Source organism: Aneurinibacillus terranovensis DSM 18919, from assembly GCF_000430625.1.
Taxonomy (GTDB): Bacteria; Bacillota; Bacilli; order Aneurinibacillales; family Aneurinibacillaceae; genus Aneurinibacillus_B; species Aneurinibacillus_B terranovensis.
This window is the reverse complement of record NZ_KE387171.1, coordinates 113,106-125,080: the sequence shown is the minus strand read 5'-3', so window position 1 is coordinate 125,080 and position 11,975 is coordinate 113,106. Positions and strand designations below refer to the sequence as shown.

The following is an 11,975-nucleotide window of genomic DNA, read 5'->3' as shown; positions in this document are numbered from 1 at the left end:
ACACATCATGTCTATCATCAAAAACGAAGAACCACCCCGTGATCATTCCCTTGAGGACGAGTTGATCTTATTTCAGGCGGATCAGGAAAAAGCCCTGGGTTTAAATCAGGAGAAAAAGGATCAGTGGTTTGATCCCGTCCCCCGTCAGTTTTTAGCTAAAGATCGAGCGACCACGACCATTCTTTTTGCGGGGCTAACCATGGCGCACGATTATCTGGTAGAGGGAGCACTGAAAGGGCTGGGATATCAGGTGAAGCATTTGGACTGTCCGGATACCGAGTCGCTTCGATATGGCAAGGAATTTGGCAACCGTGGGCAGTGCAACCCGACATATTTCACGGTAGGAAATTTAATCAAACATCTGCATTACCTTCGCGATGTGGAAGGAAAGTCAAAGGATGAAATTATCCGTAATTATCTTTTCATTACCGCCGGTTCTTGTGGTCCTTGTCGCTTCGGAACGTATGTCACGGAGTACCGTAAGGCTCTGCGCGATGCAGGGTTTGATGGTTTTCGAGTTCTCTTGTTCCAACAGCAAAGTGGTCTAAAACAGGTAACTGGAGGGGAATCGGCCCTTAAATTAGATACTTCGTTTTTTATTAGTTTTCTAAAAGCTATTCTGTTGGGGGATATTTTGAATGCGTTAGGTTATCGTATTCGCCCCTATGAAGTGGAAGCAGGTTCAACGGATGCTGCCTTAACCCGCTGTAAACAGTATTTGTATAATGCCTTACACCACAGAAAATGGCTGATCCCGACGTTGCTTACATGCCGTAAGGAGTTGCAAGCAGTTCGGGTTGACCGGACCCGGGTGAAACCAAAAGCAAGTATCATAGGTGAGTTTTGGGCTATGACAACGGAGGGAGATGGCAACTATCAATTACAGCGCTTTCTAGAAAATGAAGGAGCGGAGGTCGAAGTACAATCGGTGACGGCTTGGATCCTGTACCTCATTTGGGAAGGTCGCTACGATACCCTTAGAAGAATGAATTTAAGGAAAGCCGACTCGGGAGGTCACGGATTAGAAGGAAAAAATCCTGTCGTGCTCCTGCGCATGTTTGGATTGGCTGAGCGTGCCGTTCGGGTCATTTTCCAAACGTATGCCAAGACACTTGGCCTACATGATTATCATTTGCCCGATATGGATGAGATTGCCCGGGTTGCCCATGATCATTACAATAACCATTTGCGCGGCGGAGAAGGACATATGGAAGTGGGGAAACTGATTCTTAACGTGGCAAAGCGGAAAGTAAATATGACCATTTCTGTCAAGCCGTTCGGGTGCATGCCGTCTTCCGGTGTATCCGACGGAGTTCAATCATTGATCACCGAGAAATATCCTGATGCCATCTTTCTTCCGATTGAAACGACAGGAGATGGAGCAATTAATGTATACAGCCGGGTGCAAATGATGCTGTTTAAGGCAAAACAGGCTGCTCAGAAGGAATTCGAGGAAGCCTTAGTTGAAAAAAGGATTACTGCAGAAGGCTTAGAGAAATATAAGGCATGTACGAAAATAAATCATCCATTGCGAACAAGTCGTCATGTTGTTGCTTGTACGTCAGCAAATGTAGTGTATAATATTCGGCGATTTTCCAATTGGTTTTCTTTTCCACGAAAAAGAGCAGAAGTTAGGGAGGGCTAAAGCAAAAAAAGTTGGAAGGCAAATCTGCGGCAAGACCCCATCCTTATGACTATACGAAGGCTGTTGAGAAAATTTCAACAGCCTTCTTCGTTGAGGTGGACCATTAATTGCATGTTCTCGCTGTCTAGATGTTTCCTGCATAACATGCAGAAGAAATGGTAAGAAATAAAAGGCGAACGCTCAACGGTCTATAAATGTCTTTCAATTATAGGGTTGTGTTAAATAAAGTGAAGGATAAGTGAGATGAAAAAGGTAATTTTACTTCTTGTTGATTCATTAATGCCAAATATATTGGAAGATTGTATGCGGGAAAAAACTGTTCCGGCACTTCAGTTTTTAAAGGATCGGGGAAGATATTGGCCCAATTGTGTTACCGTTTTTCCAACCATGACGGCTTCTGTTGATAGTTCATTAGTAACGGGTGTTTATCCTAATGTTCATCGGATTCCCGGGCTTATCTGGTATAACCCTGAGGAAAAAGCAATCATAAATTACCTTAACGGATGGAAGTGTGTCATAAAGCTGGGGCTCTCTGCTTGTGCACAGAATGTTCTTTATAACCTTAATGAAAAACAACTAAGTAAAAAAGTTACGACGCTGTTTGAAGAATTGGAATGCAGGGGGAAAACATCAGCCTCCATCAATGCGATTGTCCATCGGGGAAGCAAAAAGCATTGCGTTCAGCTTCCCTTTTTAATAAAGCTGGCAACCGGGTTTCGCTTTCGTGGAGATATCTCTGGCCCAGATGTATTAACACTAGGGGCTATGGTTCAAACGAATTTAAAACAAAAAATTCCCTTAAATATACAAGGATATAGACGTCGGTTTGGAATTAACGACAAATACGCTGTAAATGTAGCAAAACAGCTTATAGAGTCCAATTTTCAACCGGATTTTATGCTGGTATATCTTCCGGATAACGACCATGAGATACATAAAAAGGGTCCCACTTATGCGGGGGAATCTTTGATTAAAGTAGACCAGCGCATACAGGAAATTTTAAACGTTTTCGGTTCCTGGGATGATGCATTGAATCAATGTGTGTTTATTGTCACTAGTGATCATGGGCAGACACATATTGGAAAAGAAAAAGAGTTCAATATCGATCTTGATAAGCTGCTGGAACCATTTCGTGTTCTTCAATTGGGAGAGGATGTGAGCGTTCATGATCTTGTAGTCTGTAATAATGAACGGATGGCTTATATATATCCATTAAAACCGGATAAGCAACAGCAAATTATGCAACAGCTACTGTTAGATTCGCGAATTGATCTTATCGCCTGGAAGGAAGATAGAGGAGTATCAGTAAGAGAAGGGGGATCGGGGAGAAAGGTTTATTTTGAGCCGGGTGGATCAAATATTGATATCTATGGGACAGCATGGAACATTACTGGAGAATGGGCTACACTGGATGTAAAGGTTGATGAAGGAATTATACATTACGGGGATTATCCCGACGTACTTTCCAGATTATACGGAGCACTGTATTCTCAAGACATTCCCGTAATTGTCGTTACTGCCCGTCCAAGATATGAATTTAAAAGCCGACACTATCCCGTTCATTTGAACGGCGGGAGCCATGGCTCTTTACACAAATATGATTCACTGATTCCTCTGATTGTGGCCGGAACAGAATATCCTGTAAACGAACCTCCGCGTTTAGTTGATTTGAAAGAGTACATTATTAAGCTTTTTGAAACAGGGAAGAAATAAGCTGTGGTGTTTTGAACTTGCTGCTCCGACATAGTTTTCGTTTTCTTTCCGACCTAATGTTAAGACGAAAAGGGGGACGTCTTTCCTGTCCGATTGTCTCCCTTTTCGAGCTGCCTGGATGTTTCGTACAGGTACCCCTTTTTTTGGCATTAAAGAAAGTATATGTTGCTTTACAGTGTTAAAGCAACATATACTTTCCTCCATGGGTCACCTGAGAAAAACTCGCGGGAGTGTGCCGAACGTTGCTTTTTCGATGTGGAGCGTGTGGCCGGAAGGTCGATCAGACCGACAATTGTCTCCATCATTGAGGTACCCGGATGTTTTGTCGGTCCGACTTCCGGTCACTAAGCGGCCGTTCGCTTCCCTGCAGAAAAAGGACGAGCGGCAACGCCCGCGAGTTTTTCTTACATAACACGGACAGTTGACGCTTCCACACAAGGGAAAACTCTGCAAAAAAGAACGACCCGATGCATCTCACACGCTCTTTTTTACACCCCTGCTTTCAGGAAGCGTTCTATCCGATTGAGCCCTTCCTCCAAAACTTCCATCGAATACGCATACGAAATGCGAAGATATCCTTCCCCATACTCCGAGAAGGCATCGCCGGGAACGACAGCCACCCGTTCTGTTTCGAGAAGCTGCAAAGCAAATTCAAAAGATTTCCGGTTCCATTTTTTAATCGATGGAAACAGGTAGAAGGCTCCGCTTGGCTTTACCACATCCATGCCTATGGCGAGCAGCCGGTTATACACATAATCTCTTCTTTTTCTGTACTCTTCCCGCATTTTTTCCGCGTCATTGATGCCTGCTGTCAAAGCCTCAATGGCCGCATACTGGCTGATGGAACTCGCGCAGGTGGCGTTATACTGGTGAACCTTGACCATCTGGTTTGTAATATACGCAGGGGCAAATGTAAAGCCGATACGCCAGCCGGTCATCGAGTGTGACTTAGACAGGCCGTTAATCACGATCGTCTTTTCTCTCATATCCGGAATCGAAGCAATGGAAACATGCTCTCCGTCATATATGAGTTCACTGTAAATTTCGTCCGAGATCACGAAGATTTCTTTGCCTTTCAACAAGGCTGCGATAGCCGTGATGTCCTGGCGGTCAAGCGTACAGCCGGTAGGATTGGACGGATAAGGGAGAATAATACAGCGTGTTTTCTCCGTTATGTACTTTGCAAGCAATTCAGCGCTAATTTTGAAATTGGTTTCTCTCGTGTCCACGTAGACCGGCACAGCGCCGCATAGTTTAATAATGGGTTCATATCCAGGATAGACCGGTCCCGGCAGCAGAACCTCGCACCCTTCCGTCAGGATTGTTCGCAGGGCAATATCAATGGCTTCACTCGCACCGTTTGTCGTGATGATTTCGTCTTCAGGACGATAGGACAGGCAATATTTTTGTGAGACAAAATTTGCAGCAGCCTGCCGCAATTCCATCAGGCCTGCGTTTGGCGTATAGGTCGTCCTGTTGCTGTCAATCGCTTCTTTTGCGTATTGTTTAATATGTTCCGGCGTTGGGAAATCCGGCTGGCCAATCGTTAAGGAAATCGCATCCGGATAATGGGATACCATATTAAAAAACTTTCGGATCCCAGAAACTTGTATCGTGCGAACATTAGGGTTGATCAGATGCTCCATTCTGCCTCTCATCCTTTCCTGCTATCTAGTCAACAGCTATTCTTTCTCACCTATTTTACTATTAAATTTTAAAAATACGAGCTAAAACATCGTCACGTAGATTTTACTGTAAATGTCCAAAAGTAATCTTTACATGTACATAAACATTTATTAACATGAAATCAATAAATCTTACCTAAAGTAGTAAATAGTGGATATGAATCTTAGTAAGAAGGGTCGGTGTTGTCATGAATGATTCCTTTCGTAAGACGTTAAATCAATTGCTTGCTTCTTCCCTTGCTTTCGGTCTGTTTTTTTCTCCGGCTGCTATTTCTTTCGTCTATGCGGACCAGAATCGATGGGAACCTTACAAGATGATTACGAAGACTTTTAAAGATGAAAATGGACAGGAACAAACTCTTAAAATTGGTGTCATCGGATTCGTACCTCCGCAAATTATGCAGTGGGACAAAGCTAATCTGGAAGGGAAAGTCACGGCAAAAGATATTGTTGAGACAGCAAAGAAATATATACCTGAAATGAAGGCGAAAGGCGCAGATCTTATCATTGCTCTTGACCATTCAGGGTTTGATAAGACGGACCGAAAAGGTATGGATGAGAATACCGCTTATTATTTAAGCCAGGTTCCCGGGATTGACGCCATTCTTTTTGGGCATGCTCATTTAACGTTTCCGTCTGCCGACCCGACTTTTCAGGCGCCTGGTGTGGATTCTGCCAAGGGAACCGTTAATGGAGTAGCTGCTGTTGAAGCCGCTTCTTTCGGAAAAGCGCTCGGTGTCATTGATTTAACGTTGAAAAAGGAAAACGGAAATTGGAAGGTTGCGGCTTCCCGGTCAAACGTGCTTCCGGTGTATGATAGCACTTCCAAAAAAGCTCTGGTAACGCCTGACGCGGATGTGCTGAACGCGGTAAAAGCCGAACATGAAGCTACGTTGCAATATATTCGAGGTCCGGTTGGCAAGACAACAGCACCGATCAATAGCTTTTTCGCCCTTGTACAGGATGACCCTTCGATTCAAATTGTGACGAACGCACAGAAATGGTATGCCGAACAGCAAATCAAGGGTACGAAATATGAAGGGAAAACGGAAGCAAAGAAGGATATAAAGGAAGACACCGTTGACGTTCAATTGCTTGGCATTAACGATTTTCACGGTCATCTGGATTACAGCAAAACAAATAAAGACGGTTCCGTCGTTGGCGGTGCAAGCTACCTTGCGGCCTATTTAAAACAGCTCGCCCAACAAAATCCGAATACGCTGCTCGTTCACGCGGGTGATGCCGTAGGGGCAAGCAATCTGGAATCCTCCCTACTGCAGGATGAACCTACCATTGAATTTTTAAACAAGATGGGCTTTGCCGTTGGTACGTTAGGAAACCATGAGTTTGACCATGGCAAAGATGAAGCCCTTCGACTTATTCAAGGAGGTGTCAACCCGAAAACAGGTGAAAAGTTTGGCGGCGCCCCTTTCCCTTATGTATGTGCGAACGTAATTGACGAAGCGACAGGCAAGCCATTTCTTCCTCCTTATGTAGTAAAAGAAATCCATGGCACGAAAATCGGCTTTATCGGTGTGATGACGAATGAAACGCCGAACATTGTCAAGCAGGAAGGCATTAAAGGACTAAAATTTGTTGACCAGGCTCCAGCCGTTAACAAAGCCGTAGACGAGCTTAAAAAACAGGGGGTTTACACGATTGTTGTACTGGCCCACGATCCGGGTTATGGTTCAGGTGATACCGCAAGCGGGGAAGTGATCGACCTTGCAAAGGCCGTTGATCCCGAGGTGGATGTCATTTTTGGCGGTCACAACCACGGTCTTTTAAACGTTGACGTACAAAATAATCAGAACCCTAAAAAGAAGATTAAAGTGGTGGAGGCATACTCATATGGAACTGCGTTTGATGATGTGGACGTAAAAATCAACAAAAAAACAGACGATGCCGTCAGCGTGACGGCTACTATCGTAGATGTGAAGCATGAGGGAATGACACCGGATGCAGAAGTGGCGAGAATGGTAAATGGATACGTGGAGAAAATCGCGCCGATCAGCAATGCAAAAATCGGAACGGCGGCTGCCGATATCACCAGAACGGTAAACGAGAATGGTGAATCCGCATTAGGCGATGTGATTGCTGACGCGATGAAAGAAGGAATGAATGCGGATTTCGCTTTTATGAACAGCGGTGGAATTCGCGACGATATCAAAGCGGGAGATATAACGTATGGAAAGCTCTTTAGTGTTCAGCCTTTTGGCAACATTCTTGTAAAATTGTCATTAACCGGGAAAGACCTGCGCGCACTTCTCAATCAGCAGTGGCAGGCAAACGGAATGACACGCATCGGCCAGATTGCGGGCTTTACGTACGCGTATGATGACAGTAAGCCAATCGGCCAAAAGGTAATAGACATGAAAAAACAGAATGGAACGCCCATTCACGATGATGAAGCGTACACGATTGCGGTGAACGATTTCTGCCGGGGAGGCGGAGACGGATTTGCCTCGCTTAAAGGATTGAAAAAAGTAGACAGCGGCGTACTTGACCTCGATGCGTTCATCGATTACGTCAAAGCGCACAGTCCGCTATATCCGTCCGGTCAAAATCGATTTCAAAAAGTTTCTCAGTAGGAAATCCGAAAAAGAATTTCGAAAAATTAATTTTTCATACTGGAGGGCAGCCTCTCGTTCGTTAATTTTTTTGAGGGATACCACGAAGTCAAAGTTTTTACAGAAGTTTACCTGCATTTTTTAACGTATAAGAAAGCATAACTTTCTTACACGCATAAGGGCAACTAAGGCTATCGTCTGCGCCTTTGGCTTGGTGCTAGCCAAGTTTTCTTTACAATACTAATAATAAACGAGGCGAGCAGGGCACCGATCCAGCTTAACAAAAAAGAGGAGCACGGACACCTCTGCTTCCTGCAAGGGAAACTTTGCAAATATAAACCGATTCGATGCATCTCGCGCCCTTTTGTTTTGTGTTTACTTTTTTACAAGTTACGAATTAGCCTTCCACGACAGATAACGGGTTAGTAAATCAATGGCCACGGGAATGGCCTGCTCGCTCGGCTCAATCTTTGCGTGGTGCAGCCCGTACGGAGTGTCTACGCCTAACCAGAACATAAAGCCGGGAATGTCAGCAAGGAAATATCCGAAGTCTTCCCCGGTCATCGCTTCTTTGCACTCGATTAGATTCACAACATTGTTTTCCCGCACCCAATTCATAAATTCGCCCGTTAAGGTCTCTTCATTATAAACTTGGCAGTAATTCGAGCCGTAATCAATCACCGCACTGCATTCAAAACCCGTTTCAATGCCGTGGACAAGCGCTTCGATCCGGGATTTAATTTTTTGCATAGACTCGGCTGAAAGGGTACGGATTGTGCCTTCCAAACGAGCCTTTTCAGCAATGATATTTTGTTTCGTCCCGGCTTCAATTTTTCCAATGGTTACTACGCCTGAATCCAGCGGGTCGATATTGCGTGAAACAATACTTTGAAGCTGGGTAGCCAGATGCGCGGCGGCCACAATCATATCGTTTGCTGTGTGCGGAAAGGCTGCATGGCCTCCTTTGCCGGTTAAATCGATAAACAGCTCGGATGTATTAGCAAATAAGATGCCTGGCCTTGTTGCAATCGTACCTACCGGATATTCCGGTGCCACATGAAGGGCAAAGATACAGTCCGGTTTCCAGGAAGCAAATTCCTCGCTCTGCATCATCGGAAGGGCACCGCCCGGGCCTTCCTCAGCGGGTTGGAAAATGAAAATAAGGTCATCTTTCACCTTGTTTTCCACAAAATAAGTGAGCACGCCAAGACCGATGGCCATGTGCATGTCATGTCCGCAAGCGTGCATATAGCCCGGATGGGCGGACCTGAAATCGTACGTGGTTTCTTCATTGATGGGAAGCCCGTCCATATCCGCCCGATATCCGATACGTTTGCGTGGGTCAGTTCCCTTGATTTTTACAAGAATTCCTGTGCGCCATGTTTTAATCTCCATTCGTTCCTGTGGCAGGGAAGCGAGATAATCCAGAAGGAACTGCTGGGTTTTAAACTCGGCAAAGCCAGGCTCAGGAATCTGGTGCAGACTTCGGCGAATTTCAACAAAAGAATGGTTCACGGTTTCTGTCATAAGACACCTTATAATTGACGGAGCTCTTGTTTAATTTCCGTTTTCGACTTTGTCTTCTCATCAATTCTTTTAATAATGCGGGCAGGTGTACCGGCAACGACGACATTTTCCGGAACGTCTTCAATGACGACAGCACCGGCAGCGACAACTGAACCTTTGCCTACACGAATACCTTCGAGGATGACGGCATTAGCTCCAACGACCACATCGTCTTCGATGATGACCGGGGTGGCTGATGGCGGTTCAATGACACCTGCTACGACTGCGCCGGCGCCGATGTGGCAATTCTTGCCGATTGTGCCGCGTCCGCCTACTACTGCGTTCATATCAATCATTGTGCCTTCACCAATCACGGCTCCGATATTAATCATGGCCCCCATCATAATGACGGCATTGTTTCCAATCGTTACCTGATCACGAATAATCGCGCCTGGCTCGATGCGGGCTTGAATATTTGTCATATCTAAAAGGGGAATGGCGGAATTTCTACGGTCATTTTCTAAGACAAAATCTTCAATTTTATCCCGGTTTGCTTCAAGAACGGGCTGGATTTCTTTCCAGTCACCGAACAGTATGCCGACATTGCCGGTAACAAAGGATTTTGTATTCGCGCCAAATTCTATTCCCTCAATGTTCCCTTTAATATGTACTTTCACCGGGGTTTTCTTTTCGCTTTTTTGAATAAATTCAATAATTTGATTGGCATTCATTTGATTCATTGATGTTTTCTCCCTTCATTACTACACTAAAGTGCTCATGATTGCATTATATCATTCGTTGCCCCGCAGTTGAATCATGAAAGCTCAAAGTTAGCGTTACCGGTTAAAATCATGTATATTCTTTTTATGTGTGTATCTGCCTTTTTGTAATCAAAAGTGATAAGGTATAATTATAAATATTTATATAGTCAGCATAATTATATTATTTTTTAATAAAGAGAGGTACTGTTATGAAAACATCTTCGGGTATTAGTGTGATTCTGCGATTGGAAATGGAAACGCAGCAGGCGAACTTTGTTGATATTGCTGCGGCGGTAAGTGAGGCGGAAGGCGATATCGTAGCCATCGACGTCATTGAATCATCCAATGAAATCTCAGTCCGGGACATTACGATTAATGCGAGAAATCAGAGCCAGACTGACGAAATTATAAAAAATATCGGCAGGATACCAGGCGTAAAAGTACTTACGGTATCTGACCGAACGTTCTTGGTACATATTGGTGGAAAAGTTGAAATTAAATCCAAACGGCCGATTCAGAACCGCGATGACCTTTCACGCGTATACACGCCGGGTGTTGCACGGATATGTGAGGCCATTGCTGAGGAACGAGAGAACGCTTATAAATTAACGATTAAGCGAAATACGGTAGCCATTATCAGCGATGGGACAGCCGTGTTGGGATTGGGTGATATTGGTCCTTATGCTGCCATGCCGGTTATGGAGGGGAAAGCCATGCTATTTAAGCAGTTAGCGAATGTGGATGCCTTCCCGATCTGCCTGGATACGAAAGATACGCAGGAAATTATCGATACGATTGTTCGTTTGGCTCCCGGTTTTGGCGGAATTAACCTTGAAGATATTTCGGCGCCGCGCTGTTTTGAGATTGAAAGAGCGCTGCGTGAGCGGCTCGACATCCCCGTTTTCCATGATGACCAGCACGGCACAGCAGTCGTCATTCTGGCGGGTCTGCTCAATGCGTTGAAAATTGTCGGCAAAAAAATTGAAGAATGTAAAATTGTCGTAACCGGAATGGGTGCGGCCGGGGTGGCATGCACAAAAATTCTGTTAAGTGCCGGAGCGCGGCATGTGATTGGGACAGATAAAGACGGAATTCTTTCACGTTCCCAGACCTATACAAATCCCGTTTGGCAGGAAATTGCTTCGATTACAAATCCGGATAATATCGAAGGCCCTCTTGAGGATGCCTTGGTGGATGCGGATGTGTTTATCGGCGTTTCCAGGGGGAACATTTTAACAAGGGACAGTATCCGTACCATGGCAAAAGACCCGATTGTTTTTGCCATGGCGAATCCTCAACCGGAAATTGATCCGGAAGAGGCGATAGGTGTTGTACGTGTGCTTGCCACAGGAAGGTCGGATTACCCGAATCAGATTAACAATGTGCTCTGTTTTCCGGGGATCTTCCGCGGAGCTTTTGATTGCCGGGCAACCGATATTAATGAAGAAATGAAAGTAGCGGCTGCGCATGCGATCGCTTCGATTATTACAGATAGCCAATTGAATGAGCAGTACATAATCCCGAGCGTATTTAACAACCAGGTAGTGAAACGGGTGAAGGAAGCCGTTATTAAGGCTGCCGTCAAATCGGGCGTTGCACGTAAAGTTCCCCGCAACCGAAAAGAGGCGGACGACAACGAGTGGTTGTAAAGGATAATGATAAGACAGTCGTTTCGAAATTGTGGAACGGCTGTCTTTGTTCTAAAAAAGAAAGAATGTACGGCGAATCTACAATAATTTTATTAGATTGTCGACTTAAATAGACAAAATATTCTTTCAAATCGGTGTATAATGATTTTATCTCGTAATAAGCGAAGGGGGAGCGACATGTTTAGAACACAATTCTTGAGCGTTATCTGGGAAAAAGGAAGAGTCGACATGGAGGAACTTGCTGTTTTAATGAATGCACCTGCAGAAATTATTATGACAGAAGCCAATGTTTGTGCGGAACAAGGCTGGATTCGTGTTCTCGATTCTCTCGTTATCGCTACACCCCAAACGGCTATTCGTCAAGAGATTAAAGTCATGTAAAACCATCAATCATCTAATATGCAAACTGAGCAGGATATGCAAGAGTGGACCGTAATCAGGGGGAG

At 44.8% G+C, this 11,975-nt stretch carries 9 protein-coding genes; 5 read left to right on the top strand and 4 right to left on the bottom strand.

What is annotated here, in order from left to right:
• Window positions 1-7: 7 nt before the first annotated feature.
• Window positions 8-1,645 (top strand): 2-hydroxyglutaryl-CoA dehydratase, encoded by a 1,638-nt coding sequence (locus H525_RS0116160; RefSeq protein WP_035101599.1) that lies wholly within the window; start codon window positions 8-10, stop codon window positions 1,643-1,645.
• 243 nt (window positions 1,646-1,888) lie between these two features.
• Complete coding sequence (locus tag H525_RS0116155) at window positions 1,889-3,358, top strand: alkaline phosphatase family protein (protein WP_027417023.1); 1,470 nt, start codon at window positions 1,889-1,891, stop codon at window positions 3,356-3,358.
• 170 nt (window positions 3,359-3,528) lie between these two features.
• Here H525_RS0116155 and H525_RS29055 read toward each other — a convergent pair whose 3' ends face one another.
• Together H525_RS29055 and H525_RS0116150 are read right to left on the bottom strand one after the other, a co-directional pair.
• Window positions 3,529-3,663 (bottom strand): hypothetical protein, encoded by a 135-nt coding sequence (locus tag H525_RS29055; protein ID WP_281172630.1) that lies wholly within the window; start codon window positions 3,661-3,663, stop codon window positions 3,529-3,531.
• A 183-nt stretch (window positions 3,664-3,846) separates the two neighbouring features.
• The gene (locus tag H525_RS0116150) at window positions 3,847-5,004 is read right to left on the bottom strand and encodes an aminotransferase A (protein ID WP_027417022.1); all 1,158 of its coding nucleotides are present in this window, start codon (window positions 5,002-5,004) and stop codon (window positions 3,847-3,849) included.
• A 227-nt stretch (window positions 5,005-5,231) separates the two neighbouring features.
• On the opposite strand from H525_RS0116150, the gene H525_RS25760 reads away from it, so the two are divergent.
• Window positions 5,232-7,634, top strand: coding sequence for a 5'-nucleotidase C-terminal domain-containing protein (locus tag H525_RS25760; RefSeq protein WP_051331103.1), 2,403 nt, complete (start codon window positions 5,232-5,234; stop codon window positions 7,632-7,634).
• 369 nt (window positions 7,635-8,003) lie between these two features.
• On the opposite strand, the gene H525_RS0116140 is transcribed toward H525_RS25760, so the two are convergent.
• Window positions 8,004-9,140 carry an N-acetyldiaminopimelate deacetylase gene (locus H525_RS0116140; protein ID WP_027417021.1) on the bottom strand — a complete coding sequence of 379 codons (1,137 nt, stop codon included), beginning with the start codon at window positions 9,138-9,140 and terminating at the stop codon, window positions 8,004-8,006.
• An 8-nt stretch (window positions 9,141-9,148) separates the two neighbouring features.
• Entirely contained in the window at window positions 9,149-9,859 is a 711-nt protein-coding gene (dapD, locus tag H525_RS0116135) for a 2,3,4,5-tetrahydropyridine-2,6-dicarboxylate N-acetyltransferase (protein ID WP_027417020.1), read from the bottom strand.
• 230 nt (window positions 9,860-10,089) lie between these two features.
• Between dapD and H525_RS24455 the strand changes: the two genes are divergently transcribed.
• Both H525_RS24455 and H525_RS0116125 read left to right on the top strand, forming a co-directional pair.
• Window positions 10,090-11,529 carry an NAD-dependent malic enzyme gene (locus tag H525_RS24455; RefSeq protein WP_051331102.1) on the top strand — a complete coding sequence of 480 codons (1,440 nt, stop codon included), beginning with the start codon at window positions 10,090-10,092 and terminating at the stop codon, window positions 11,527-11,529.
• A gap of 177 nt (window positions 11,530-11,706) precedes the next feature.
• Window positions 11,707-11,910 (top strand): hypothetical protein, encoded by a 204-nt coding sequence (locus H525_RS0116125; protein ID WP_027417019.1) that lies wholly within the window; start codon window positions 11,707-11,709, stop codon window positions 11,908-11,910.
• Window positions 11,911-11,975: the final 65 nt, after the last annotated feature.